General features: G+C 60.6%; 23 protein-coding genes and 1 tRNA gene. 13 read left to right on the forward strand and 11 right to left on the reverse strand.

Translation table 11 applies throughout. The features are described from left to right. Positions 1-23: 23 nt before the first annotated feature. On the reverse strand, positions 24-1,076 hold the full coding sequence (locus E4P32_RS09970) for an adenosine deaminase (RefSeq protein ID WP_116434346.1): 1,053 nt from the start codon (positions 1,074-1,076) through the stop codon (positions 24-26). A gap of 267 nt (positions 1,077-1,343) precedes the next feature. On the opposite strand from E4P32_RS09970, the gene E4P32_RS09975 reads away from it, so the two are divergent. From E4P32_RS09975 to E4P32_RS09985, 3 genes are all read left to right on the forward strand, one after another. Next, on the forward strand, positions 1,344-1,889 hold the full coding sequence (locus tag E4P32_RS09975; protein ID WP_116434345.1) for a hypothetical protein: 546 nt from the start codon (positions 1,344-1,346) through the stop codon (positions 1,887-1,889). A gap of 130 nt (positions 1,890-2,019) precedes the next feature. Then, complete coding sequence (locus E4P32_RS09980; protein WP_116434344.1) at positions 2,020-2,880, forward strand: GyrI-like domain-containing protein; 861 nt, start codon at positions 2,020-2,022, stop codon at positions 2,878-2,880. Positions 2,881-2,885: 5 nt separating this feature from the next. Then, the gene (locus tag E4P32_RS09985; RefSeq protein WP_116434343.1) at positions 2,886-3,896 is read left to right on the forward strand and encodes a dienelactone hydrolase; all 1,011 of its coding nucleotides are present in this window, start codon (positions 2,886-2,888) and stop codon (positions 3,894-3,896) included. Positions 3,897-3,975: 79 nt separating this feature from the next. On the opposite strand, the gene E4P32_RS09990 is transcribed toward E4P32_RS09985, so the two are convergent. The 6 genes from E4P32_RS09990 to E4P32_RS10015 all read right to left on the reverse strand — a co-directional run bounded on the left by E4P32_RS09990 (position 3,976) and on the right by E4P32_RS10015 (position 8,988). Beyond that, entirely contained in the window at positions 3,976-4,704 is a 729-nt protein-coding gene (locus E4P32_RS09990; RefSeq protein ID WP_116434342.1) for an amino acid ABC transporter ATP-binding protein, read from the reverse strand. Further along, positions 4,685-5,341, reverse strand: coding sequence for an amino acid ABC transporter permease (locus tag E4P32_RS09995; protein WP_116434341.1), 657 nt, complete (start codon positions 5,339-5,341; stop codon positions 4,685-4,687). The genes E4P32_RS09990 and E4P32_RS09995 overlap by 20 nt, the downstream gene beginning before the upstream one ends. Then, on the reverse strand, positions 5,338-6,009 hold the full coding sequence (locus E4P32_RS10000) for an amino acid ABC transporter permease (protein WP_116434340.1): 672 nt from the start codon (positions 6,007-6,009) through the stop codon (positions 5,338-5,340). Before E4P32_RS10000 ends, E4P32_RS09995 begins: the two co-directional genes overlap by 4 nt. 89 nt (positions 6,010-6,098) lie before the next feature. After that, a complete protein-coding gene (locus tag E4P32_RS10005; protein WP_116434339.1) occupies positions 6,099-6,881 on the reverse strand; it encodes a transporter substrate-binding domain-containing protein in 783 nt (260 codons plus the stop codon). After that, positions 6,881-7,696, reverse strand: coding sequence for a GntR family transcriptional regulator (locus tag E4P32_RS10010; protein WP_116434338.1), 816 nt, complete (start codon positions 7,694-7,696; stop codon positions 6,881-6,883). Before E4P32_RS10010 ends, E4P32_RS10005 begins: the two co-directional genes overlap by 1 nt. 296 nt (positions 7,697-7,992) lie before the next feature. Next, complete coding sequence (locus E4P32_RS10015) at positions 7,993-8,988, reverse strand: 5'-nucleotidase (protein ID WP_233526637.1); 996 nt, start codon at positions 8,986-8,988, stop codon at positions 7,993-7,995. 295 nt (positions 8,989-9,283) lie between these two features. Between E4P32_RS10015 and E4P32_RS10020 the strand changes: the two genes are divergently transcribed. The 7 genes from E4P32_RS10020 (at position 9,284) to arr (ending at position 16,417) form a co-directional block, all read left to right on the forward strand. Continuing rightward, positions 9,284-9,979, forward strand: a complete 696-nt coding sequence (locus tag E4P32_RS10020; RefSeq protein ID WP_116434337.1) for a FadR/GntR family transcriptional regulator — start codon at positions 9,284-9,286, stop codon at positions 9,977-9,979. Positions 9,980-10,067: 88 nt separating this feature from the next. Continuing rightward, on the forward strand, positions 10,068-10,961 hold the full coding sequence (ltnD, locus tag E4P32_RS10025; RefSeq protein ID WP_116434336.1) for an L-threonate dehydrogenase: 894 nt from the start codon (positions 10,068-10,070) through the stop codon (positions 10,959-10,961). 20 nt (positions 10,962-10,981) lie between these two features. After that, complete coding sequence (otnK, locus tag E4P32_RS10030) at positions 10,982-12,268, forward strand: 3-oxo-tetronate kinase (protein WP_116434335.1); 1,287 nt, start codon at positions 10,982-10,984, stop codon at positions 12,266-12,268. Between the two features lie 7 nt (positions 12,269-12,275). Next, positions 12,276-12,920 carry an aldolase gene (locus E4P32_RS10035; RefSeq protein WP_116434641.1) on the forward strand — a complete coding sequence of 215 codons (645 nt, stop codon included), beginning with the start codon at positions 12,276-12,278 and terminating at the stop codon, positions 12,918-12,920. A gap of 340 nt (positions 12,921-13,260) precedes the next feature. Continuing rightward, positions 13,261-14,583, forward strand: coding sequence for an MFS transporter (locus tag E4P32_RS10040; protein WP_116434334.1), 1,323 nt, complete (start codon positions 13,261-13,263; stop codon positions 14,581-14,583). A 78-nt stretch (positions 14,584-14,661) separates the two neighbouring features. Further along, positions 14,662-15,468 (forward strand): 2-oxo-tetronate isomerase, encoded by an 807-nt coding sequence (gene otnI, locus E4P32_RS10045; RefSeq protein ID WP_116434333.1) that lies wholly within the window; start codon positions 14,662-14,664, stop codon positions 15,466-15,468. A gap of 502 nt (positions 15,469-15,970) precedes the next feature. Further along, positions 15,971-16,417, forward strand: a complete 447-nt coding sequence (arr, locus tag E4P32_RS10050) for an NAD(+)--rifampin ADP-ribosyltransferase (protein ID WP_167735712.1) — start codon at positions 15,971-15,973, stop codon at positions 16,415-16,417. Positions 16,418-16,513: 96 nt separating this feature from the next. Here arr and E4P32_RS10055 read toward each other — a convergent pair. Then, positions 16,514-16,589: transfer RNA gene (locus E4P32_RS10055), tRNA-Phe, on the reverse strand. A gap of 217 nt (positions 16,590-16,806) precedes the next feature. Between E4P32_RS10055 and E4P32_RS10060 the strand changes: the two genes are divergently transcribed. Beyond that, positions 16,807-18,069 carry an FAD-dependent oxidoreductase gene (locus tag E4P32_RS10060; RefSeq protein WP_116434330.1) on the forward strand — a complete coding sequence of 421 codons (1,263 nt, stop codon included), beginning with the start codon at positions 16,807-16,809 and terminating at the stop codon, positions 18,067-18,069. Positions 18,070-18,163: 94 nt separating this feature from the next. After that, complete coding sequence (locus tag E4P32_RS10065) at positions 18,164-18,901, forward strand: DsbC family protein (protein ID WP_116434329.1); 738 nt, start codon at positions 18,164-18,166, stop codon at positions 18,899-18,901. A gap of 51 nt (positions 18,902-18,952) precedes the next feature. Here the strand turns inward: E4P32_RS10065 and pth are convergent, their stop codons facing one another. Next, the gene (gene pth / locus E4P32_RS10070) at positions 18,953-19,534 is read right to left on the reverse strand and encodes an aminoacyl-tRNA hydrolase (protein ID WP_116434328.1); all 582 of its coding nucleotides are present in this window, start codon (positions 19,532-19,534) and stop codon (positions 18,953-18,955) included. A 215-nt stretch (positions 19,535-19,749) separates the two neighbouring features. On the opposite strand from pth, the gene E4P32_RS10075 reads away from it, so the two are divergent. Beyond that, positions 19,750-22,101: a Tex family protein gene (locus E4P32_RS10075; protein ID WP_116434327.1), complete on the forward strand. Its 2,352-nt coding sequence runs from the start codon at positions 19,750-19,752 to the stop codon at positions 22,099-22,101. A gap of 126 nt (positions 22,102-22,227) precedes the next feature. Here E4P32_RS10075 and E4P32_RS10080 read toward each other — a convergent pair whose 3' ends face one another. Both E4P32_RS10080 and E4P32_RS10085 read right to left on the reverse strand, forming a co-directional pair. Further along, a complete protein-coding gene (locus tag E4P32_RS10080) occupies positions 22,228-22,956 on the reverse strand; it encodes a DUF5610 domain-containing protein (RefSeq protein WP_116434326.1) in 729 nt (242 codons plus the stop codon). A gap of 264 nt (positions 22,957-23,220) precedes the next feature. After that, positions 23,221-24,372 (reverse strand): ABC transporter substrate-binding protein, encoded by a 1,152-nt coding sequence (locus E4P32_RS10085; RefSeq protein WP_233526636.1) that lies wholly within the window; start codon positions 24,370-24,372, stop codon positions 23,221-23,223. Positions 24,373-24,375 lie beyond the last annotated feature (3 nt).

Below are 24,375 nucleotides of genomic sequence, written 5' to 3' on the forward strand. Positions count from 1 at the left end.
GTCGGCGTAACTTGGTAAGTAACTTAATGCGCCGCCGCGTACTGATCGAGCTCGGCAGTCAGGCGGCCTTTGTCGGCCGCCGGCAGGAAGCTGGCGTCGATACCGTTGCGCGCCAGTTGCACGATCTCTGCGCGAGAGAGTTCCAGCGCCGCCACGACGGCCAGGTAGTTGTCGTTCATGTAACCGCCGAAGTAAGCCGGATCATCGGAATTGATCGTCACCGCCAGGCCTGCGCGCAGCAGTCGCGCCAGATTGTGCTTGGCCATGTCGTCGACCACGCACAGCTTGAGGTTGGACAGCGGGCAGACCGTCAGCGGCATCTTCTCGCGCGCCAGGCGTTCCATCAGGGCCGGGTCTTCTTCGCTGCGCACGCCATGGTCGATGCGTTCCACCTTGAGCACGTCGAGCGCACCGATGATGTAGGCCGGCGGGCCTTCTTCGCCGGCATGGGCGACCAGGTGGAAGCCGAGCTCCTTGCAGCGCGCGAATACCTTGGCGAACTTCTCCGGCGGGTTGCCGCGTTCGGACGAGTCCAGGCCGATGCCGTTCCACAGGTCGCGGTATTGCTCGCGCAGCGGCAGCGCTGCTTCGAGCGTGACGAAGGCGTCTTCTTCCGAGAGATGGCGCAGGAAGGACATGATCATGGCGCTGGAGAATCCATGTTCATCGCGCGCCTCGCGCAGCGCACGGGCGATGCCGGCGAACACCACGTCGATACCGATACCGCGTTCGGTGTGGGTCTGCGGATCGAAGAAGATCTCGGCATGGCGCACGTTGTCGGCGCGGGCGCGCGCGATGTAGGCGGCGGTCATGTCGTGGAAGTCCTGCTCGGTCTGCAGCACGTTGGCGCCGGCGTAGTAGAGATCGAGGAAGGATTGCAGATCGGTGAAGTCGTAGGCCGCGCGCAGCGCGTCGACCGAAGCGTAAGGCAGCGCGACCTTGTTGCGCTGCGCCAGGGCGAACAGCAATTCGGGCTCAAGTGTGCCTTCGATGTGCAGGTGCAGCTCGGTCTTGGGCAGGGCTTCGACGAAGGAGCGCATTGCTGCGGACAGGGCGGGGGTGGCGGAGATAGTCATGGCTGGCCTTTGATGATGAACTGGAACAATGGCGTATTTTCTCAGAAAGCGCTGACGGGCTTCGAAAAAACGTCCGCAAATTCTAATCGTTCGGGAAAACTAAATCGTTTCGGCGCTGACTAAGGGGCAGCGCCCGGTATCGGGGGACGGGAAAAATGTAAAGTTTTCGTGAAATGAGGCGCATCTGCGGCAATGCATGTTTTAATGCTGGGCCGTCAGGCGGCCAAGAGGCATAGCAGAAGCAAAACAGGAGCGGTCGGATCAGGTATGAAGAAGATTATTGCGACGACAATGACATGCAGCATGCTGGCGGGAGCAAGCGTAGCACTCACCGGCTGTTCGCTGTTTTTCTGGAAGAAGAAGGAAGACGCCAGCCTGGTGCCGTTCTCGACCATTCCGAGCAGCGCCTATCAGAGTTTTGTCAAAAATTGGGACAACAAGGCGCAGCCGGTGCTGTGCGCGCTGATCCGCTCCCAGACCGACTGGAATTACTGGTTCCAGCCGGCGGCGACGATGCGATCCCAGCGCGCGTTGACGCCCTCGACGGAATACTTCGAAACGCGTCAGCTGTTGCTCGCCACGCGCGTGATCCAGGCGCCTGACGCCGCCGAACGCAGCCAGATCTTCAGCGCCGACAAGGTCACCATGCGGGACGGCGTGCTGAAGCTGGAATACCGTTTCGTCAAGCCGCTTTCCGGCGCAACCTATCAGGTCAAGGACTTCCTGCTGGTGGAGATCCCCAAGGAGCGCTACACCACCGGTCCGGTGGAATTCATCGAGAACGGTTCAAAAGTCTGCCAGATCGCACGCTGAATTGTTCGTCGCACTGCACAACGTAAAGCCTGAATAAAAGCCTGAGTTCGTCGCTCAGGCTTTTTCTTTGGCGGCACCGTTTAGCAAAAGCGGCTAAGTTTGCCGCCGCCACGCCGGTTAAACTGGCGCCATGAAACCGGATCGCTCAGAGAAAAACTATCGGAGCCGTATAGCGCGCGTGGTGGCGGCAATTGCGGCCGACCCCATGGCGCCGCATCGTCTTGAAGACCTGGCGGCGATCGCACATTTTTCTCCGTTTCATTTCCATCGCCTGTACCGCAGCCTGATCGGCGAAACCGTAGCGGACACCGTACGCCGCGTGCGGCTCTCGCATGCCGCCACGCTGCTGGCGGAAACCCGGCGCAGTGTGACCGACATTGCGCTGGAGGCCGGCTACGACAGTCCGCAGGCGTTCACGCGCGCCTTTCGCCAGTATGCGGGGTTGTCGCCGCGCGAATTCCAGAAGAAGATCCACGTCATCGCCGACAAGCAACGCGCCGCTGACGAGCGGTCGGTATCGTCCGGCCCGCAGGCGCAACTGATCGAGCTGGGCGCCATGCGGGTCCAGGCGCTCAGGCATCACGGACCGCTCGGCACCATCCCGCATACGCATCGCCATCTGCACCAACTGGTCGGCCCACGGCCGTTCAGACAGTGGCTCGGCATCGCGCATGGCGATCCTGAAGCGGGCGATGATTTTTCCTATTTTGCCGCTGCCGAGCTGATTGATGAACCGCTCATTTCGACGGACATCGCGTTGATCGACATCCCGGCCGGTTGCTACGCATCGCATGCGCTGATCGGTCCTTACACCCAGATCAACGACACCATCTCTGCGCTGTATTCACTGTGGCTTCCCTACAGCGGCTACGAGCCGGATGATCGTCCGCTGCTGGAGATCTATCGCAACAGCCCGCGCGACACCGCGCCGGCGTTGCTGCATACCGACCTGCTGATTCCCGTACGTCCCATCGACACCTCTGCCGACTGACCACCATGAAAAAAATATCCCTGTTGCGCGCCTTGCTGATTTCCGTGATGGGCATGTTGCTCTGTCTTGCCGCGGACGTCGGTGCGGTCGGTTTTCAGCATGTCACGGCGCCGGATCCGGACGGTGCGCCGCTGGAAGTCGGCATCTGGTATCCGAGCACCGCGACCCCCGTCGTGCTGCCCACCAGGACCGTCACGCAGACGGTAGCCGCCGATGCGCCGGTCGACGGCAAGGCGCTGCCGCTGATCGTCATTTCGCACGGTACAGGCGGCTCTTATCTCGGGCACTATGACACCGCCATTGCGCTGGCCGAAGCGGGCTTCGTGGTGGCCGCGGTCACGCATACGGGAGACAACTATGCCGACCAGAGTCGCAGCCTGTTCATCCTCGAACGTCCGCGACATATCAGTCGCGTGATTGACTACATGCTGTCGGGCTGGAGCGGGCATGTGCAACTCGACGCGCAGAAGATCGGTATGTTCGGTTTTTCTGCGGGAGGATTCACGACGCTGGTCAGCATCGGCGGGCGGCCTGATATGGTGAAGATCGCACCGTTTTGCGCGGCGCACACCGCGGACTTCGCCTGTCAGTTGATTGCGCGCAATCGCGGTGTGGTCAGCACGGTAGCTGCCGCTGTACCCGCCAAAGACGGCACGAAGGACGATCGCATCAAAGCCGCCGTGGTTGCCGCACCCGCCATCGGTTTCACATTCTCTCCCGACGGACTGCGGGAGGTCACCATGCCGGTGCAGCTATGGCGCGCCGAAGACGACGTCATCCTTCCGCATCCATCGTATGCGGAAGCCGTGCGACTGGCCTTGCCCAAGCCGCCGGAATATCACGTCGTGCCGAATGCCGGGCATTTCGATTTCCTGGCCCCCTGCAACGAGGCGCTGGCCACGCGTGTGCCGGAAATCTGCAACAGCGCCCCGGGTTTCGACCGTCGCGCATTTCACGCAAGCCTGAATCAATCGGTGGTGGAATTCTTCCGCCGGGCATTGAACGCAGGCCGCTAAAAAAATCCCCTGCACATCGCATGACGTGCAGGGGAGGTGCAGAAAAGAACAGGTGTTGCCGTTGTTGTTGTCTTGATTATTAGTGTGTCATGCCAAGGAACTGCTGTAACTCCGGTGTCTTCGGATTGGCGAATAACTCTTCCGGCGGTCCGATCTCGTGGACCTTGCCCTGGTGCATGAACACCACGCGGTCGCACACTTCACGCGCAAAGCGCATTTCGTGCGTGACCATGAGCAGGGTCATGCCGTCGTCGGCCAGGCTGCGCACCACGGCCAGCACTTCATTGACCAGTTCGGGATCGAGCGCCGAGGTGATTTCATCGCACAGCAGCGCCTGCGGCTGCATGCTCAGCGCGCGCGCAATCGCCACGCGCTGTTGCTGGCCGCCTGACAGCTGATCGGGAAAGGCATCGAATTTCATGCCCAGGCCGACGCGTTCCAGATTCTTCTTGGCCAGCTCGCGTGCTTCGGCTTCCGACGTGCCCTTGACGATCATCGGCGAGATCATCACGTTGCGGCCCACGCTCAGGTGCGGGAACAGGTTGAATTGCTGGAAGATCATGCCGACCTTCAGGCGCAGCGTCTTCAGTTCCAGTTCGCTGGTGCCGAGATAGGCGCCGGCCACGCTGATGGAACCTTCGTCGATCGTTTCGAGGCCGTTGATACAGCGCAGCAGCGTGCTCTTGCCGGAGCCGCTCTTGCCGATGATGGCGATCACTTCCCCGGCATCCACGGACAGGCGAATGCCCTTGAGCACTTCGTTGTCGCCGTAGCGTTTTTTGACATCCTCAATGGCGATGAGCGGCATTGAATTTCCTTTCCAAGAATTGGCTGTACTTCGACAGCGGCCAGCACAGGGCAAAGTAAAAAAGTCCGACGACGGCAAACACGGTGAACGGCATGAAGGTGGCGTTGGTGATCACGGTGCCGGCCTTCGACAGTTCGACGAAGCCGATGATCGAGGTCACCGCGGTGCCCTTGATGATCTGCACGCCGAAGCCGACGGTCGGCGGAATTGCGATGCGCAGCGCCTGCGGCAGGATGATGTGACGCATCTGCTGCAGGTGGCCCATGGCCAGTACCGAGGAGGCTTCCCACTGGCCGCGCGGAATCGCGTCGACGCAGCCGCGCCAGATTTCGGCGAGGAAGGAGGCGCTCCACAAGGTCAGCGCCAGCGCCGCCGCCAGCCAGGCCGGCACTTCCAGTCCGAACAGCGCGAGCCCGAAGAAGATCAGGAACAGCTGCATCAGCAGCGGCGTACCCTGGAACACTTCGATATACAGCTTGGCGGCGCGTTGCAGGGCAGGGCGTTTGGACATGCGCGCGAACAGAATCATCATGCCGACCACGCCGCCCAGCACAAACGTGGCGAGCGACAGCAGTACGGTCCAGCGACCCGCCAGCAGCAGGTTGCGGACGATGTCCCACAGGGAAAAGGAGATCATGAAGCCCTCCGCGCAAAGATGAACTTGTCGCCGATCAGGCGCAGCAGTTGCCGCAGCAGGATCGCCATCACCAGGTAGATGGCGGTGGCCAGCAGGTAGGCTTCGAAGGCGCGGAAGTTGCGGCCCTGGATGAAGTTGGCGGCGAACGACAACTCTTCCACCGCGATCTGCGAACACACCGCCGAACCCAGCATGACGATCACGATCTGGCTCGACAGCGCCGGCCAGATCTTTTGCAGCGCCGGACGCAGGATGATGTGACGGAACGCCTGCACACGCGACATCGACAGGCTCAGCGCCGCTTCCATCTGGCCGCGCGAAATCGCATTGACGCCGGCGCGGATGATTTCCGTGCTGTAGGCGCCGAGGTTGATGACCATGGTCAGGATGGCCGCCTGCATCTCGCTGATCTGTATGCCGAGGCTGGGCAGGCCGAAGAAAATGAAGAACAGCTGCACCAGGAAGGGCGTATTGCGGATCAGCTCGACGTAGCCGCTGACGATGGGCTTGAGCCAGCGCGGTCCCTGCGTGCGCGCCCAGGCGCCGAAGATGCCGACGGCGATGCCGACGACGCCGCCGACCGCGATCAGTTCGACCGTGGTCAGCACGCCCTTGACCAGCACGTCGGTGTAATCGAACGCCGCGAGGAAATCAAAGTGATAGGCCATGTGGATGCATTTTCCGAGTATGGGTGGTGTGAATCACTTCAGCTTGCAGGTGCGCCGGACCCCGTTGCGCGGGATCCGGCTTGCAGGTATTAAAGATTTGCCGGCAGCGGCAGGCCCAGCCACTTGACTGTCAGTGCGCTCAGTTCGCCGTTTTTCTTGATGTCGGCGAGGATGGCGTTGACCTTGTCCTGCAACTTCTTCTCGTCCTTGTTCAGGCCGATGAAGCAGGGCGAATCCTTGATCAGGAATTTGGTTTCAGGCTTCTTCGGCGGGTTCTTGGCGATGATGGCGGCGGCGATCACGTTGCCGGTCGCGACCAGTTGCACCTGGTTCGACAGGAACGAGCTGATGGTGCCGTTGTTGTCTTCATAGCGCTTCACGGTGGCGCTGGCCGGTACGATCTTGGACAGTTCCAGGTCTTCCACCGAACCGCGCGTGACGCCGATGGTCTTGCCTGCCAGATCGGCAGGGCCGCTGACCTTCTGGTCGGCCGGGCCGAACACGCCGTTGAAGAACGGTGCGTAGGCGGCGGTGAAGTCGATCACTTTTTCACGCTCGGCGTTCTTGCCCATGCTGGAGATGACCAGGTCGACCTTCTTGGTTTGCAGGTAAGGCACGCGGTTGGCGCTGGTGACCGGGATCAGTTCAACCTTGACGCCGAGCTTCTTGGCGATCAGCGAGGCGACGTCGATGTCCAGGCCTTGCGGTTTCAGGTCGGAAGTGACCGAGCCGAACGGCGGGAAATCCTGCGGCACGGCGACGCGCAGCACGCCGGCCTTCTGGATGTCGTCGAGCGCGTCGGCGCGGGCAACGGAAGTGGAAATCAGCAGCGCGCCAGCCATCAGGCCAAGCAACAGTTTCGAGAGTTTCATCATGATTCTCCAAGTTGAGATGAAGTGAGGGAAATGGCTGAAGTAGCCTGCTTTTTGACGGAGCGCGAAGCAGTATTTTTGCGCTTCGCGGGTGCTACAAAAGCGTTGCTGACGGCAGCTGCGGCCGACACTGCGGAGACCGGCGCCAGCGCCTGGCGCAGCGGCGCCAGCGGGTCGTTGACTTCGACCTTGGTGAGACCGGCCTCGACGTGCTGCAAATGGTCGTGCATCAGTTGCTCGGCTGCGGCCAGGTCGCCGCGTTCCAGCGCCGCGACGATGTGGACGTGTTCGGCGCAGGAGTCTTCGGCTTGTTCGGAAGACTGGTGCAGCATCGCGGTCAGCGTGGTGCGCGCGGTGAGGTCGCGCAGCGTGTCCGACAGCAACGTGTTGCCCAGGCATTCGCACAGGGCCACATGGAAGTCGCCGAGCAGATAGGCGCGCGCGCCGACGTCGTCGCCTTCGATGGCGGCTTGTTCGCGGTTGATGTGATCGCGCAGTTGCTCGATGGCGCTCTTGGTAATCGGTCGTGCATGACGCAGCAGCCCGAGTTCGATCACGCGGCGCGCCTCGAAGGCTTCACGCGCATCGCTCGGCGACGGTTCGATGACGAACCAGCCACGCCGCGCGCTGACGGTGACGATGCCGCGCGTGACCAGGCGCGTCAGCGCTTCGCGCACCAGCGTGCGGCTGACGCCGAACAATTCGGACAGTTGCTGCTCGCCCAGGCGCGTGCCGGGGGCAAGCTGCTTGGCGAGGATCGCTTCCATGATGCGGTTGGCGATCTGGATCGAGGATTTGATGGCGTCGGTGCTCATACCGACGATATGAGCAATATGCATGCCAATCTTGTATATCAGATTGACGTACAGAAAGAACGACGCGTATGACAGGGTGAAAGTGGCCGCAAAGCCTTTACCGTAGCAGCATTGTTTGAGGGAATGGAAAGGCGGACGGGCGGCGTGGTGATTGCATTTGGAGCGTCGCCGTCACTGCCTTGGTGCGTTTTTTTGAGGGATCTTGTATATCAGATCATTGCGGCTCACCGCCGCGGCGCAAAAAAAAGCCGCCGGTGTAATCCGGCGGTCTGGTGTCCTGCATATAAGAGGGCGCTTCAGTTCTTCGATGTTTCCAGCGAGGCATCGCTGTCGGCCGCTGCCGGCGGCGTCAGCAAGATCGGCTTGGCGCTCTTGCGGGCATTGCGCACGCCGAGCGCGCCGCCTTCATACGGCACGCGGCCCGACGGCACCACGGCGGAAGCCAGTTCCACATGACCTTCCTGGTCGTCGAAGAACATGTGCGCGCCGAAGGCATGCAGCACGTCCGCCTTGGGCAGGCCGCCGAGGAAGAAGGCCTCGTCGACGGTCACGTTCCAGGTGCGCAGCGTGTGGATCACGCGCTTGTGCGCCGGGCTGTTGCGCGCGGTGACGATGGCGATGCGCACCGGGCAGGTCTCGGGCGTGAACTGCTTCTGAATTTCAGCCAGGGCGAACAGCAGCTTGGCCAGCGGGCCTTCCTTCATTGCCTTGTTGCGATGGCGCTGTTCATGACGGACGAAGGCTTCCAGGCCTTTTTCGGCGTAAATCTGTTCCGACTCCCGCGAAAACAGCACGGCGTCGCCGTCGAAGGCGATGCGGATCTGGTTTTCCGGGGCGACGTAATTGGTCGGCGCGGTATACAACTGCGCCGCGGCGACGCCGCCGTCGATGGCGGCCTGCACGTCGCTCTTGTCGCGCGACAGGAACAGGTCGATCTTGAATGCGTCGAGGTAATGCACGATCGGCTCGCCGCCGGTGAAGGCCGCGCGGCTGATGTCGAGCTTGTGCGCCTCGATGGCGTTGAAGGCGCGCAGGCCGGTGTCGGGCGAGTTGCGCGAGATCACCACCACCTCCACCAGGCGGCGGTCGGGGATCAGCGTATTGAGGCGGAGCAGGGCCTTGACCAGCGGGAAGGCCGTGCCGGGCTCAAGCGGGTCGTTTTCATGTTGGCGCTGGTAGTCGCTGTAGGCGTCCACGCCTTCGGTGTCGTAGATGGCGTTTTCGTGTTCGAGGTCGAACAGCGCGCGCGAGGAAATGCCGATGACCAGCATGCCGGAAAGATCGTAAGCCATGTCTATATAAGCAGAGTTGATGAGCGGGCTGGGCCGCAAAAACGGATCCGTGCAGTGTGCCACAGATGGAATTTGGCCCCTAGTTTTGTAGCGATTTGGCGGCAATCAATGGCGACAGGCAACGCGTGACGATCGCTGCATGGTCGCATTTCCCGGCTTCGCCTTCCAACAGCTGACATATTGCTTGCTTCTTTGTTAAATATTGTCAAAAAGTATTTTTTAGTCATGGATTGCATCGCGTTACATAAATTTGTATGATGACCGTATAACTTACTTAAAAGAGCCAGAGACAAGCATGTTTCAGAAGATCCCTGTGCAGGCGCTCAGCGACACGGTAGCGCGGCAATTGCTGGAAAAAATTGATCTCGGCGCCTTTCCGCGCGGCGGCAAGTTGCCGACCGAAGCGGTGCTGGCGCAGGAGTTCGGCGTCAGCCGCACGGTGGTGCGCGAGGCGATTTCCCGGCTCAAGCATGAAGGCCTGGTCGAGCCGCGCCAGGGCAGCGGCGTGTTCGTCACCGAGCAGGCCGGCATCAAGCCGTTGCGCATCGATTACACCGAGGTCAGTTCTCCCGAAGCGGTCTTGCAGATCGTTGAACTGCGCCGCGCCATCGAAGCCGAAGTCGCCGCACAGGCCGCCAAGCGCCGTACCGACGCCGACATGGTCGCCATCGATAACGCGCTGGCGCGCATCGGCGAAGACGTCCGTGAAGGCAGCGACGGCGTTGCCGCCGATGTGGCCTTCCATCGCGCATTGGCGAGCGCCACGCGCAATCCCTATTTCATCAAGACGTTGGAATTCCTGAGCCAGTATCTCGAAGCGGCGACTGCCGTCACGCGCGGCAACGAAGCACGCCGCGACGACTTCTCGCGCCAGGTGCGCGAAGAGCACGAAGCCATCGTCGCAGCGATTCGCGCCGGCGACGAAATGGCGGCGCGCGCAGCGGCGCAGACGCATATGTTCAACGCAGCGAGGCGCTTGAGCCAAGCCTGAAAGCAGATTCATTATTTCCAACCAGGCGCAGCCAGACGAGAGGCCATCCGGTCCCCAGCCAGCGCCGCCAAATTTCTCGGAGTCGACAATGTCAAAAAATGTAGGTGTGATCGGTTTGGGCGCAATGGGTCTGGGCGTTGCCCGCTCTTTGCTGCGCGCGGGTTTCAATGTGCACGCCTGTGACGTGCGCAAGGAAGTACTCGACAAGTTCGCCGCCGACGGCGGTGTCGCCTGCGCCTCGCCTGCCGAGATGGGCAAGGCGGTCGACGTGATCGTCACGCTGGTGGTCAACGCCGCACAGACCGAGACCGTGCTGTTCGGCGAGAACGGCGCCGCTTCCACGTTGAAGCCGGGCAGCGTTGTCATTTCGAGCGCCACCGTGGCGCCGGATTTCGCCGTCGCACTCGGTCAGCGTCTGGCTGAAAAAAATCTGCTGCTGCTGGATGCGCCGGTGTCCGGTGGCGCCGCGCGCGCCGCATCGGGCGAGATGACGATGATGACCTCCGGTCCGGCCGAAGTTTACGCCAAGGTCGACGACGTGCTGAAAGGCATGGCCGGAAAAGTCTACCGCCTGGGTGACACGCACGGTATCGGCTCCAAGGTTAAGATCATCAACCAGCTGCTGGCCGGCGTGCATGTCGCCGCTACCGCTGAAGCAATGGCGCTGGGCTTGCGCGAAGGCGTCGATCCCGAAGCCTTGTACGATGTGATTACCCATAGCGCCGGCAATTCGTGGATGTTTGAAAACCGCGTGCCGCACATCCTCAAGGGCGACTACACGCCGCTGTCGGCGGTCGATATTTTCGTCAAGGACCTGGGCCTGGTGCTCGACACCGCACGCCGCAGCAAATTCCCACTGCCGCTGTCGGCCGCTGCACATCAGATGTTCATGATGGCGTCGACTGCCGGTCATGGCGGTGAAGATGATTCTGCCGTGATCAAGATTTTCCCGGGCATCGACCTGCCGCCGTCGAAACAGTAAAAGCATTTCAGGAGTTCATTATGTCTCAAGCTCAACCTCTGCTCGGCTGTATCGCCGACGACTTCACCGGCGCCACCGACCTGGCCAACATGCTGGTGCGCGGCGGCATGCGCACCGTGCAAACCATCGGCATTCCCGACCAATTGCCGGCGGTTGCCGCCGATGCGTTGGTGATCGCGCTGAAGTCACGCACGATTCCCGCCGCCGAAGCCGTCGAACAATCGCTGGCCGCGCTGCGCTGGTTGCAACAGCAGGGCTGCACGCAGTTCTTCTTCAAGTATTGCTCGACCTTCGACTCGACCGACGCCGGCAACATCGGCCAGGTGACTGATGCGCTGCTGAAGGAACTGGGCGTCGACTTCACCATCGCCTGCCCGGCCTTCCCGGAAAACGGCCGCACGATTTATCGCGGCTACCTGTTTGTCGCAGATGGCTTGCTCAATGAATCGGGCATGGAAAACCATCCGCTCACGCCGATGACCGACGCCAACCTGGTGCGCGTGCTGCAACGCCAGACCGAATCGAAAGTCGGCCTGGTGCGCTACGACACCGTGGCCAAGGATGCCGCCGCCGTGACCGAGCGCTTCACCGCGCTGCGCACCGACGGCGTCAAGATGGCGATTGCCGATGCGGTATCGGATCGCGATTTGTACGTGCTGGGCGAAGCCTGCGCCGAACTGAAACTGGTCACCGGAGGCTCCGGCATCGCTCTCGGCCTGCCGGAGAATTTTCGCCGCGCCGGCTTGCTGCATGCGAGCGCCGAAGCGGCACAACTGCCGCAGGTCGATGGCTTGTCGGTGGTGCTGGCCGGCAGTGCATCGAAGGCCACCAACGCGCAAGTCGCCGAATGGGCGGCCAAGCATCCTGCCTATCGCATCGATCCATTGGCTCTGGCGCGCGGCGAAGCCGTGGTGGCGCAGGCGCTGGCATTTGCCGATGAACATATCAACAAGGAGCCGGTGCTGATCTATGCCACCGCCACACCTGACGAAGTCAAGGCGGTGCAAAAAGAACTCGGCGTCGCCAAGGCCGGCCATCTGGTCGAGCAGGCGCTGGCCGATATCGCCAAGGGGCTGCGCGAACGCGGCGTACGCCGTTTCGTGGTGGCCGGCGGCGAAACCTCGGGCGCTGTTGTCCAGGCGCTCGATGTGCGCGCCTTGCGCATCGGACCGCAGATCGATCCGGGCGTGCCGGCGACGGCTACGCTCGACGATGAACCGCTCGCATTGGCGCTCAAGTCGGGCAACTTCGGCAGCGTCGATTTCTTCGAGAAGGCCTTGCGCTTCCTCGGCGGCGCCAAGGAGTAAGTTGAACATGAGCATGAGCACGGAAAACCAACTGCGCGAAGAGATCTGCCGCACCGGCGTCAGTCTCTATCAGCGCGGCTACACAGTCGGCTCGGCCGGCAACATCAGCGCGCGTCTGGACGATGGCTGGCTGATCACGCCGACCGACGCCTGCCTCGGCTATCTCGATCCGGCCAAGATCGCCAAGGTCGACGCCGCCGGCAACCAGGTCTCGGGCGACAAGCCATCGAAGACGCTGGCGCTGCATCGCATGGTCTACGACAACAATCCGGAGATGCATGCGGTGGTGCACACGCACTCGACCTACCTGGTCAAGCTGACGATCTCCGGCGTGTGGTCGCAGGACGATGTGCTGCCGCCGATCACGCCGTATTACGTGATGAAGGTCGGCCACATTCCTTTCATCGCCTATCGTCGTCCGGGCGACCCGCTGGTGGCGGAACAGGTGAAGCAACTCGCCAACAAGGTGCGCGGCGTGCTGCTTGAGCGCCTCGGTCCGGTGGTGTGGGAAAGCTCGGTGTCCAAGGCGGCCTACGCACTGGAAGAGCTGGAAGAAACGGCCAAGCTGTGGCATCTGGCGGGCGGCAATGTCGCGCCTCTGGACGACGCTGCGCTGACCGAATTGCGCGAGGTGTTCAACGCGCGCTGGTAGACATTCGGCGCTTCGGTCCGGCTTCAACAAAAACAAAAAAATAACGCGACAAGGACGCCGGCTCACGCCGGCATCCCGGCCGCAGCATTCACTTTTTTTCGCCAGCCACACGCCAGCCCATTTTGTATCAGCACGTCAGATTTTTTAAATTGCCTGCTTTTTTAAAGCAGGCATCGTAAGAGCCGCTAACAGAACGTCGCTGGCAAGGCGCGCCGACGAAGACAGTACGAAAGTACGGCTAGGAGAAGCAACGCCGCCAGCGGCGTTTTGTTAGCGGCTCTAAACCAACGGCCGTGGGAGCGGCCGTATATCAACATAATCAACAGGAGATTGTCGTAGCATGACTGCATCAACCAATATCGGCGCCGCAGGTGTCAACACCAGCGCCAACGAACAAGAACAGAACCGCGTCTATGCCAAGGTATTCTGGCGCATCATGCCTTTCCTCATGCTGTGTTACGTGATCGCCTATCTCGATCGCGTCAACGTCGGCTTCGCCAAGCTGCAAATGTCGGTCGACCTGGGCTTTAGCGAAACCGTGTTCGGCCTCGGCGCCGGCGTGTTCTTCCTCGGCTACTTCCTGTTCGAAGTGCCGAGCAATATCCTCATGCACAAGGTCGGCGCGCGCGTCTGGATCGCCCGCATCATGATCACCTGGGGCATCCTGTCGGCCGCCTTCATGTATGTTGAAACGCCGATGCAATTCTATGTGCTGCGCTTCCTGCTCGGCCTGGCCGAAGCCGGCTTCTATCCCGGCATCATTCTGTACCTGACCTATTGGTATCCCTCGCATCGCCGCGCCAAGGTGATCGCCGTCTTCATGTCCGGCATCCCGGTCGCCGGCATCCTCGGCAATCCGCTGTCGGGCTGGATCATGGACGCCTTCCATGGCACCACCGGCATGCACGGCTGGCAATGGATGTTCGTGATCGAAGCGGTCCCGGCCGTGCTAATCGGCCTGGCCACGCTGGCGTACCTGGACAACGGCATCGCCAAGGCAAAATGGCTGAGCGCCGACGAAAAGAAATTGCTGGAAGATGAAATCGTCGCCGACCAGAAGGGCAAGGAAAGCGTGCACTCCTTCGCCGACATCGTCAGCGACAAGCGCGTCTGGCTGATGTGCCTGATCTACTTCTGCTTCGTCATGGGCCAATACGGCCTGACGCTGTGGATGCCGACCCTGGTGAAAGCCACCGGCGTCACCGGCAACCTGCACATCGGTCTGCTCAGCGCGATTCCGTTCGGCTGCGCCATCATTGCGATGAACCTGATCGGCCGCAGCGCCGATGCGCGCCGTGAACGCCGCTGGCATCTGATCGTGCCGGCGCTGATGGGCGCAGTCGGTTTCGTCGGCGCGGCGCTGTTCGCGGACAACACCGCGATCTCGATCGCTGCGCTGTCGTTGGCCGCCGCCGGGGTGCTGACTTGCGCACCGCTGTTCTGGTCGCTGCCGACTTCGTTCCTGTCGGGCGCCGCAGCCGCTGTCGGTATTGCCGCCATCAACTCGGTCGGCAACCTGGCCGGTTTCGTCAGCCCTTACCTGATCGGTTATCTGAAGGACCTGACCCACAGCGGCGCGACCGGCATGTACATGCTGGCGATCATGCTGGTGATCGGTTCCGCCGCGGTGTTGAAGACTTCGCCTACACTGGTGAACAAATAAGAACCTGAAACAGCTTTATCCGGCGCGCGCCGTCCATGCGGCACGCGCCACGCACGCTACCATTCAAAGGAGATCACGATGCTGCGCTTCGCCGCCAACCTGAGCATGATGTACAACGAACATGCCTTCCTCGATCGCTTCGCTGCTGCCGCCAAAGATGGCTTCAGCGGCGTCGAGTTCTTGTTTCCCTATGATTTCCAGCCGGAAGAAATCCGCTCGCGCCTCGACGCCAACGGCCTGACGCAGGCGCTGTTCAACGCACCGCCGGGCGACTGGGCCGCCGGTGAACGCGGCATGGCTTCGCTGCCGGGCCGCGAAGACGAGTTCAAGCGCAGCATCGAGACCGCGTTGAAATACACCGAAGTCATCGGCAACAAGACGCTGCACGTGATGGCCGGCCTGATCCGTCCCGACCAGGATCGCGCCAGGCATCGCGCGGTCTACATGGACAACCTGTCGTACGCTGCGCATCACGCCGATCTGGCCGGCGTGACCGTGGTGATCGAGCCGATCAACACGCGCAACATCCCCGGCTTCTTCCTCAATCGCCAGGACGACGCGCAAGCTATCTGCGCCGAGATCGGCGCCGAGAACCTCAAGGTGCAGTTCGATTGTTACCACTGCCAGATCGTCGAAGGCGACGTCGCCGTGAAGTTGAAGCGCGACATGGCCGGCGTCGGCCACATCCAGGTCGCGGGCGTGCCGGAACGCCATGAGCCGGACATCGGCGAGCTGAACTATCCCTACCTGCTCAAGCTGATCGACTCGCTGGGCTACAAGGGCTGGATCGGTTGCGAGTACGTGCCGGCGGCGGCGACCTCGGACGGCCTCGGCTGGCTCAAGGCGCTCGCGGCGCAGGGACTGACGGAACTGAAGCCGCGCTGATCGTTTTGGCGGGTGAAAGAACGGTTCTTCACGGATGGAGGTGAAGAATCAAAAAAAGCGGGGCGTTCCAGATGGAACGCCCCGCTTTGTTTTTTATTCTTGCCGAATTCGTGTTGACTACGCGGTCGGGTGGATTTGCTTGGTGACGCTGCTTTTATCGTGGCATTTGATGCAGGTCGCATAATGCCAGATTGCAGGGAGCGGAATCTTGTAGCCGTGTTTCTGGCCACAAGCCAGACATACCAATTCGCCTTGCTCGGGGATATTCATGTTTTGCTGCTACGTGATGATGGTTGTTCGAAGTCGCGGGGCCATCCGGCTTTTAGTTGATAAAAAACAATTTTTAACGGCAATCTGCTGACTGCTGATGATTTTACCCGGTAACGGGAAAGTACGCTGGCACTGGACGTTTTGGTGGCGTTTGATTTGCCGGTTCAGGCGCGCAAATTTGTAGGATAAGATTTCGTCTCGCTCAACTGCACCGACGCACAAGTAAATGACCATGGAAAAAGACCCGCACGAGAACAAACCGATTCTTCAAAAACCATTCGCCCAGACCTACTTCCACGGTACCAAGGCGGACCTGAAACTGGGAGATTTCATTGAAGCCGGTTTCAACTCCAACTTCGGACAAAGAAAAAATGCGAAATACATTTTCTTAACGTCGACATTGGACGCCGCCATCTGGGGCGCCGAACTCGCGATTGGGGAAGTGCGCGAAAGAATCTACCTGGTGGAGCCGACCGGAGCAATTGAAGACGATCCTGATCTCACCGACAGAAAATTCCCGGGCAACCCGACGCAATCGTTTCGCTCCACGGAGCCGTTCAAGGTGGTCGGGGAACTCACGCTGTGGCAGGGACATCCCGCGGCGCAAGTGCAAGCAATGAAAGACGGATTGGCGAGGCTCAGGGAGCAGAGAGTCAATTCGTTGAATGACGATGACTGATTGGGCGAGGGCGGGATCAGATAGGGTATGGAGGCAAAAATTTCATACCCGCAGAACGTAAAAAAAGCCTAGCCGAAGCTAAGCTTTTGATGTTCTTGGTGGCCCGGGGCGGAATCGAACCACCGACACAAGGATTTTCAATCCTCTGCTCTACCGACTGAGCTACCAGGCCAAGAGGCCGAATTATAGCAAGATAATTTTAGAATGCAAAGGGTGCTTCCACTTTTTTATTAAAAAGTCTGCCGGCCCCATGTGGAGTGCGCTTTGCAGTCGCTTGGGGCTAATTATTTCCGGCTTTATTTCTTTGCAGCCTTTTGCTTTCCGATACTTCTTTCCTGTGACGGAGATCAAGGAAAGGCCTGTGGCGAAGGCGTTTATAATGCTTTCCCATGAACGGCACCTCATCTCATTCTTCTCCCCACGCCGCCGCGCGCAAGCCTGCGGGTGCGTCTTCTCCTTCTGCTGATATCTGCATCGTCGGCAACGGCGCCATCGGCAAGACCGCTGCGCTGGCGCTGGCGCAGGCCGGTTTGCGCGTGACGCTGCTGGCGCCGGCTCCTGCGCCTGCTGCAGCATCAGGCGCGGGACAAGCCAGCTGGGACGTCCGTGTCTACGCAGTGAATCAGATCGCGCGCGATCTGCTGTCGTCGATCAAGGTGTGGGATGCGCTCGACGCTGAACGCGTGGCCCCGGTCGACGGCATGGACGTCACCGGCGACGATGAAAACCATCCGGGCCATCTGGTGTTCGACGCCTATTCGGCGCACGTCGATGCGCTGGCGTGGATCGTCGAGGACCGCAACCTGAATGCCGCGCTCGATGCGGCGCTGAAATTTTCTCCCAACGTGCGTGTCGTCAATGGCCGTGCCGTGTCCTTGCGCAGTGATCTGCACGGCGTCACTCTGCAACTGGAAAACGGCGACACGCTCGATGCTTCCTTGCTGGTTGGCGCCGACGGCGGCCAATCGTGGGTGCGCGGTCAATGCGACATCGGACTTGATTACCGAGCCTATGGACAGCGCGCCATCGTCACCAATTTCTCCTGCGAAAAAGCGCATCAGGGCGTGGCTTATCAATGGTTCACCGCGACTGAAGGCATCGTCGCACTGTTGCCGCTGCCGGGGCAGCGCGTGTCGCTGGTGTGGTCGGCGCCGGATGCGCTGGCCGAGACGCTGATGCGCCAGCCGGCTGCGCAACTGGCGCAGCATCTGGGTAAATACGCTGCCGCTGCGCTGGGTGCGTTGACGCCGCTGGAGCCGGAAGTGGTGCGTGATTTTCCGCTGACGCTGGTCAAGCCGCACGCCATGACGGCGCCGCGTGTGGCGCTGATCGGCGATGCCGCCCACGTGATCCATCCGCTGGCCGGTCACGGCATGAATCTCGGCTTCGCCGATGTGGTCGCCTTGCTGAAGGTCATCAATGAGCGCGAGCAACAACGCGATTGCGGCGACGCCCGTGTGCTGAGCCGCTATGCCCGTGCGCGTAAGGAAGAAGTTCTGCTGATGCAACTGGCCACCGACGGCCTGGCGCGCCTGTTCGGCACCGGCCTCGAGCCGCTGCGCATGGTGCGCAATATCGGGTTGAACTTGGTGAACCACCTGCCGGTCTTAAAGCGGCGTTTATTGGCGCATGCGCTCGGCAAACGGATTTAGACGAATTAATTTATAGTGTGACGACTTTGCGCCGCTGATCTGACATACAGCGTCACAAGACGCTCCAGATATCGACTTCTTATTGGAATAGAACATGAAAAAGATTTTTGCACTTCCAGCCTTCCTCGCTGCAGCCGGCCTGCTGCTGGCGTGCGTGGGCGGCTCCGCCTGCGCGGCCGACGCCACTGAAGCCGCCATCAAGAAGGCGATCGAACCGCGCCTGGGCGAAGGCGCCAAGGTTGAATCGGTGAGCAAGACGCCGTATGCGGGATTGTATGAAGTGCAGGTCGATGGCGACGTGATCTACACCGACGCCAAGGCGCAATATCTGTTCATCGGTCGCGTGGTCGATTCGCAGACTTACCGCGATTTCACCAAGGAAAAAATCCAGGCCATCAACAAGGTCAAGTTCTCCGACCTGCCGCTGGACCTGGCGATCAAGACCGTCAAGGGCAACGGCAAGCGCACCATCGCCGTGTTCGAAGATCCGAACTGTGGCTACTGCAAGCGTTTCCAGAAGACCTTGCTGGACGTCGATAACGTGACCGTGTACACCTTCCAGTACAACATCCTGGCGCAGGATTCGATCGAAAAGTCGCGCAACATCTGGTGCTCGTCCAATCCGGGCAAGGCTTGGAGCGACTGGATGCTGAACGGCAAGGAAGCCTCGGCTGCGCCGGCATCCTGCAACGCGCCGCATGATCAGGTATTGGCGCTGGGCCAGAAGATGAAGATCACTGGCACGCCGACCATCATTTTTGCGGACGGCTCGCGTATTCCGGGCGCCATCGATACCAAGGGCCTGGAGCAGAAGTTCGCTACGCTGAAGTAACGGCAAGGTCACTCGCCGTCAGTATTGTTGCTGCGGCCGTCAGATTGAGATTTACTTGGCGGCCGTATGCAATTGCATCATTCCCGCTTCAAATTTCCCCTCGCACAACAACGGAATCGCATCGAGACTCTTCTCGATGGCGTCGTTGATGAGCGCCTGTTCTTCCTTGCGCGGACGATGCAGCACGAAGTCGGCCACCGGCTGCTGCAGGCCCATGGTGCGCGGATGGCCGATGCCGATGCGCAGGCGCCAGTAGTCTTGCGTGCCGAGCGCGGCGGTGATGTCCTTCAAGCCGTTGTGACCGCCTGACGAGCCGCCTTTCTTGATCTTGGCGCTGCCGGGCGGCAGGTCCAGTTCGTCGTGCACCACCAGCACTTCATCGGGTGCAATCTTGTAGAAGCGCGCGAGTGCGCCGACCGACTGGCCGGAGCGGTTCATGAAGGTCTGCGGCTCCAGCAGCCAGACTTCCTGACCGGCGACGGAGGTCTTGGCGGCCAGCGCATTGAAGCGCGTTTCGCGCGCAAGACGAATGCTGCCGGCGAGGTTGTCGACCAGCCAGAAGCCGGCGTTGTGCCGGGTCTGCTCGTATTCCGGGCCGGGATTGCCGAGGCCGACGATGAGGCGTATGGACATGCTGACGAAAAGTTATCAAGAAAACGCCGATTATCGCGGATAACGAATAGCGCCGTCCAATTCCGCCGCATTTACGCCGTATTCCCCTCGTGGCTTGCCGTGTTTATTGCTGCAAATCCATTTATTTCGTGCATTTGGGGGCTGTCAAGATTGGCGCGTCTCCCTGAATTGCGTATCATCCAACGCTTGTTTTTCAATTCCCGGATTTCATTGTCATGCTGCCTTCCATCGAACAACGTTTAGCCCTCGAACTCGTCGCCAAGCCGGTGCAGGTTGCCGCCGCGATCGCCTTACTCGACGAAGGCGCGACCGTGCCTTTCATCGCACGTTACCGCAAGGAAGCCACCGGTGGCCTGGACGATACGCAACTGCGCCTGCTGGAAGAGCGCCTGCGTTACCTGCGTGAGCTGGAAGATCGTCGCGCCGCGATCATCTCCTCCATCGAAGAACAGGGCAAGATGACGCCGGTCCTGCTGGATGCCATCGTCCACGCCGAAGACAAGACGCGCCTGGAAGACCTGTACCTGCCGTACAAGCTCAAGCGCCGCACCAAGGCCCAGATCGCCGCCGAAGCCGGCCTGACCGAACTGGCCGACGCGCTGCTGAACGACCCGATGCTCAATCCGGAAGAAGAAGCCGCGAAATACCTCAAGCCCGCTTTCACCACCGACAGTGGCGACAATCCCGGCGTGGCCGATACCAAGGCGGCATTGGACGGCGCTCGCCAGATCCTGATGGAGCGCTTCGCGGAAGACGCGCAACTGCTGCAGGCGCTGCGCGAATACATTATTGAACACGGCGTGGTGGAATCCAAGGTGATCGAAGGCAAGCAGGATGCCGGTGAAAAATTCGCCGATTATTTCGACTACTCCGAAACCATCGGCACCATCCCGTCGCACCGCGCGTTGGCCTTGTTCCGTGGCCGTCGCGAAGAAATGCTGACCGTGGTCCTGCGCCTCGACACCGAAGAAGAAAAACCGAAGTGGGATGCGCCGCACAACCCGTGCGAAAACCGTATCGCCGCGCGCTTCGGCGTCAGCAGCAAGGGCCGTCCCGCCGACAAGTGGCTGGCCGACACCGTGCGCTGGGCATGGCGCGTGAAGGTGTTCATGCACCTCGAAACCGAACTGATGACCGGCCTGCGCGAGCGCAGCGAAGCCGAGGCGATCAACGTCTTCGCCCGTAATCTGAAAGACCTGTTGCTGGCCGCGCCGGCCGGTCCGCGCGCCACCATGGGCCTGGATCCGGGACTGCGCACCGGCGTCAAGGTGGCTGTTGTTGACGCCACCGGCAAGGTGGTCGACACGACCGCCATCTTCCCGCACCAGCCGCGCAACGATTGGGAAGGTTCGCTGCACACGCTGGCCAAGTTGGCCGAGAAGCACAACGTCTCGCTGATCTCGATCGGCAACGGCACCGCTTCGCGTGAAACCGACAAGCTGGCGCAAGACCTGATCAAGATGCGTCCGGAATTGAAGCTGACCAAGATCGTCGTGTCGGAAGCCGGCGCGTCGGTGTACTCGGCATCCGAATTCGCCTCGAAAGAATTGCCTGATCTGGACGTGTCGATCCGTGGCGCGGTGTCGATTGCACGTCGTCTGCAAGATCCGCTGGCCGAGCTGGTGAAGATCGATCCGAAGTCGATCGGCGTCGGCCAGTACCAGCATGACGTCGGCCAGTCGCAACTGGCGCGTTCGCTCGACGCCGTGGTTGAGGATTGCGTGAATGCCGTCGGCGTCGACGTCAACACCGCTTCCGCGCCGTTGCTGGCGCGCGTGTCCGGCCTCAACGCCAGCGTCGCGCAAAGCATCGTGTCGTATCGCGACATGAAGGGCATGTTCACCTCGCGCGCCGGTTTGCGCGAAGTGCCGCGCCTGGGCGACAAGACCTTTGAACAGGCAGCCGGCTTCCTGCGCGTGATGAACGGTGAGAATCCTCTCGACGCCTCGACGGTCCACCCGGAGTCGTATCCGCTGGTGAACAAGATTCTGGCCGACATCAAGAAGGACCTGAAGGGCGTGCTGGGCGAAACCGCCTTGCTGAAATCGTTGAGCCCGGCCAAATACGCCGATGAAAAATTCGGCGTGCCGACCGTCACCGACATTCTCAAGGAGCTGGAAAAGCCGGGCCGCGACCCGCGTCCTGAATTCACCACCGCAACCTTCAAGGACGGCGTCGAAGAAATCAAGGACCTGCGTCCCGACATGATTCTCGAAGGCGTGGTGACCAACGTCGCCGCCTTCGGCGCCTTCGTCGACATCGGCGTGCATCAGGATGGACTGGTGCATATCTCGGCCCTGTCGAACACCTTCGTCAAGGATCCGCACACCGTCGTCAAAGCCGGTCAGGTGGTCAAGGTCAAGGTGCTGGAAGTCGACGAGAAGCGCAAGCGCATTGCACTGACCATGCGCCTGTCCGACAGCGCACCGGTTGCCGGCAGCAAGCCGGAGCAACGCGGCGATCGCAATGATGCGCGTCGCCTGTCCCAGCATCAGGGCCAGCAATCGCGTCAGCCGGCGCCGGCAAACAACGCCATGGCGGCAGCGTTCGCCAAGCTCAAGGGCTGATGCAGAGAAGCGATTTGGAATAAGGTTTGCAAGAAATGGATGGACAAAAAAAGACGCGGCGTGCCGCGTCTTTTTTTATGCCTGCAGCATTGCTGCAGTACCCTCGCTCCGATAGCGGTCGCGCAATCAGGAGTTGGTGATGGTGGTGCGGCTTGCAGTGACCGAGACCGACACCGACACGCTGGTGGTGGTCGAGCTGCCATCAGCCGGTGTGGAGCCGTCGTCAGCCGTCGGGTTCTTCAGCGACGCCACGAAATCGGCGATGCCTTTCTTCAGGATTTCATAGGTCTTGTCGATGTTGCTGGCGATGTCGCCGTTAAGGACCTTGAGGCTGGACAGGATGCCGCGCGCTTCATCAAAGCCCTGATCGACACCCTTCTGGATCAGGCTCATGAACTTGTCGATGTTGGCATCGCGCTTGGTGTTGTCGGTGCTATCGGCTCCGTCAGCGCTGTCCGCACCATCCGTGCTGTCGCCGGTCTTGCTGTTCTGGCTGAACAAGCCGAAAGCGCTCTTGATGAACGACAGGATGCGGCCGGCGGTGGCTTCAGGGCTGTTGTCCTGCGAGGCGGCGTTCTGAATGGCGTTGTCGCCGAGCTCCGGTTTCAGGATGTCGTTGAGGTTTTCGATCGCCGATTTGTAGACCAGCGAGAGCGGATCGTTCTGCGACGACAGCGAGACTTCCAGCGACGATTGCAGGATGGCGGCATTCAGTTGCTGCTTGGCGATGGCCGGGGTCAGCTTGACGTCCTGCGCGCTATCCGCCTTGGTGGTGTCGTTGGCGGCATCAGTCGTTGCGGGCAGGCTGGTGGCCGGCGTGGTGGTGGTATTAAGTGTGTTGGTGCTGATCGACATGGCAGGTCTCCTGTACAAGGACCGCACGCAAGAAGGAGGGGGAATGGCAGTCCATCCTCAACTTACGGCATGCTGACCAAAATCTGAAGGTCACAATGTCAACTTCGTTTGTAAGAATTTATGAACAGATTCGAGACAATACGTATCGTTTTCACTGAAATTGGGGTAATTATTGTTTTTCGGAAAGGCCCTTTTGCAGCTATCGTGCGTCTCACCCCATGAGAGCGATGATCCTGTCTCTCAAATCGCTTACGGCGAAATTATCTAAGGTTGGATGACGCCGCTCTTGTCCACTGTCGTCACGTCAACATAGGTCGAGCCCTGATGACTGGACGGTGAAAAATTGATTTGATAGCCGGCGTGGTCGTAGGTTTTGTCGTTGACTGTTTCCAGCGCGACAATCAATTTCTCGTGCGTCAGCCGGTGGCTGGCGCGGCTGAGGCCTTCGGCCAGCACTTTTGCGGCGATATAACCTTCGAGTCCGAGATAGCTGAATTGTCCGATCCTGGCGACGCGCATCGCTTTTTGGTATTCATGCACGATGGGCGTGCGCGCTTTCCACGGATGCGGCACGACTTGCGAAATGATCAGGCCGCTTGCGGCTTCTTCCAGGTCGCTGGTCAGCAGCGGGCTGCACACCAGCGAGGCGCAATAGAAATAACCGAGATAGCCCTTGGCGCGCAGGTTGCGTATCAAGGCGCTGTTGACGTTTTGTGAAATGCTCATGATCAGCACCACGTCGGGTCGGCTTTCCAACAGTTTGTCGGCGATCTTGTCGACGTTTTGTCCCATGATGCTTTCCGAGGCGACCAGCTGCGCGTTTGCATTGCTGATCTTGGCTTTCATCATGACGTTGTGCGGCAGTCCCGTAGCGTCATTGAAGATCGCCAGCCGTTTCAGTCCCATCTGCGTGAAGCGCGAAAACAGATAGTCGTATTCGTTGGCATAGCTGGCGCGTATCGTGAAGACATGCCGGTTGAACGCGGCGTACACAATCCAGGAGCCCGTCACGGGGGCGAAATACGGCACCTTGCGTTCGTTGATCAGCGGCAATACGGCGGCGGTGGTTTGTGCGCCGATATAGCCGAACAGTGCGATGGCCTTGTGCTCGTCGAGCAGTTCCTGCGTGTTCTTGAGCGCCAGGGTGGGATCGTTCTGGTCATCCAGCGTCATCAACCTGACCCGGCGACCCGCTATGCCGCCGCGGCTGTTGAGCTGGGCGAAGTAGACGTTGGCTCCGGTGATGAACTGGCGTGTGATCTTGGCGTAGGGGCCGCTCAGATCGGCAGACTGGCCGACGACGATGTCGTTGTTGCCGGCAGGTTCGGCGGGATTGAGTTGTCCATGGGCATGGCAACACAAAAAAAACAGGGTCAGCGCAGCGATGCGCCGCACGGGAAAGAATGGTATTCGCATGGT

It is taken from the genome of Herbaspirillum sp. 3R11 (assembly GCF_004563925.1).
Classification (GTDB): Bacteria; Pseudomonadota; Gammaproteobacteria; order Burkholderiales; family Burkholderiaceae_D; genus Herbaspirillum.

Coding starts and splice junctions, on each gene's coding strand:
- E4P32_RS09970 (WP_116434346.1), bottom strand. CDS start 1,076: ATGACTATCTCCGCCACCCCCGCCCTGTCCGCAGCAATGCGCTCCTTC.
- E4P32_RS09975 (WP_116434345.1), top strand. CDS start 1,344: ATGAAGAAGATTATTGCGACGACAATGACATGCAGCATGCTGGCGGGA.
- E4P32_RS09980 (WP_116434344.1), top strand. CDS start 2,020: ATGAAACCGGATCGCTCAGAGAAAAACTATCGGAGCCGTATAGCGCGC.
- E4P32_RS09985 (WP_116434343.1), top strand. CDS start 2,886: ATGAAAAAAATATCCCTGTTGCGCGCCTTGCTGATTTCCGTGATGGGC.
- E4P32_RS09990 (WP_116434342.1), bottom strand. CDS start 4,704: ATGCCGCTCATCGCCATTGAGGATGTCAAAAAACGCTACGGCGACAAC.
- E4P32_RS09995 (WP_116434341.1), bottom strand. CDS start 5,341: ATGATCTCCTTTTCCCTGTGGGACATCGTCCGCAACCTGCTGCTGGCG.
- E4P32_RS10000 (WP_116434340.1), bottom strand. CDS start 6,009: ATGGCCTATCACTTTGATTTCCTCGCGGCGTTCGATTACACCGACGTG.
- E4P32_RS10005 (WP_116434339.1), bottom strand. CDS start 6,881: ATGAAACTCTCGAAACTGTTGCTTGGCCTGATGGCTGGCGCGCTGCTG.
- E4P32_RS10010 (WP_116434338.1), bottom strand. CDS start 7,696: ATGAGCACCGACGCCATCAAATCCTCGATCCAGATCGCCAACCGCATC.
- E4P32_RS10015 (WP_233526637.1), bottom strand. CDS start 8,988: ATGGCTTACGATCTTTCCGGCATGCTGGTCATCGGCATTTCCTCGCGC.
- E4P32_RS10020 (WP_116434337.1), top strand. CDS start 9,284: ATGTTTCAGAAGATCCCTGTGCAGGCGCTCAGCGACACGGTAGCGCGG.
- ltnD (WP_116434336.1), top strand. CDS start 10,068: ATGTCAAAAAATGTAGGTGTGATCGGTTTGGGCGCAATGGGTCTGGGC.
- otnK (WP_116434335.1), top strand. CDS start 10,982: ATGTCTCAAGCTCAACCTCTGCTCGGCTGTATCGCCGACGACTTCACC.
- E4P32_RS10035 (WP_116434641.1), top strand. CDS start 12,276: ATGAGCATGAGCACGGAAAACCAACTGCGCGAAGAGATCTGCCGCACC.
- E4P32_RS10040 (WP_116434334.1), top strand. CDS start 13,261: ATGACTGCATCAACCAATATCGGCGCCGCAGGTGTCAACACCAGCGCC.
- otnI (WP_116434333.1), top strand. CDS start 14,662: ATGCTGCGCTTCGCCGCCAACCTGAGCATGATGTACAACGAACATGCC.
- arr (WP_167735712.1), top strand. CDS start 15,971: ATGGAAAAAGACCCGCACGAGAACAAACCGATTCTTCAAAAACCATTC.
- E4P32_RS10060 (WP_116434330.1), top strand. CDS start 16,807: ATGAACGGCACCTCATCTCATTCTTCTCCCCACGCCGCCGCGCGCAAG.
- E4P32_RS10065 (WP_116434329.1), top strand. CDS start 18,164: ATGAAAAAGATTTTTGCACTTCCAGCCTTCCTCGCTGCAGCCGGCCTG.
- pth (WP_116434328.1), bottom strand. CDS start 19,534: ATGTCCATACGCCTCATCGTCGGCCTCGGCAATCCCGGCCCGGAATAC.
- E4P32_RS10075 (WP_116434327.1), top strand. CDS start 19,750: ATGCTGCCTTCCATCGAACAACGTTTAGCCCTCGAACTCGTCGCCAAG.
- E4P32_RS10080 (WP_116434326.1), bottom strand. CDS start 22,956: ATGTCGATCAGCACCAACACACTTAATACCACCACCACGCCGGCCACC.
- E4P32_RS10085 (WP_233526636.1), bottom strand. CDS start 24,372: ATGCGAATACCATTCTTTCCCGTGCGGCGCATCGCTGCGCTGACCCTG.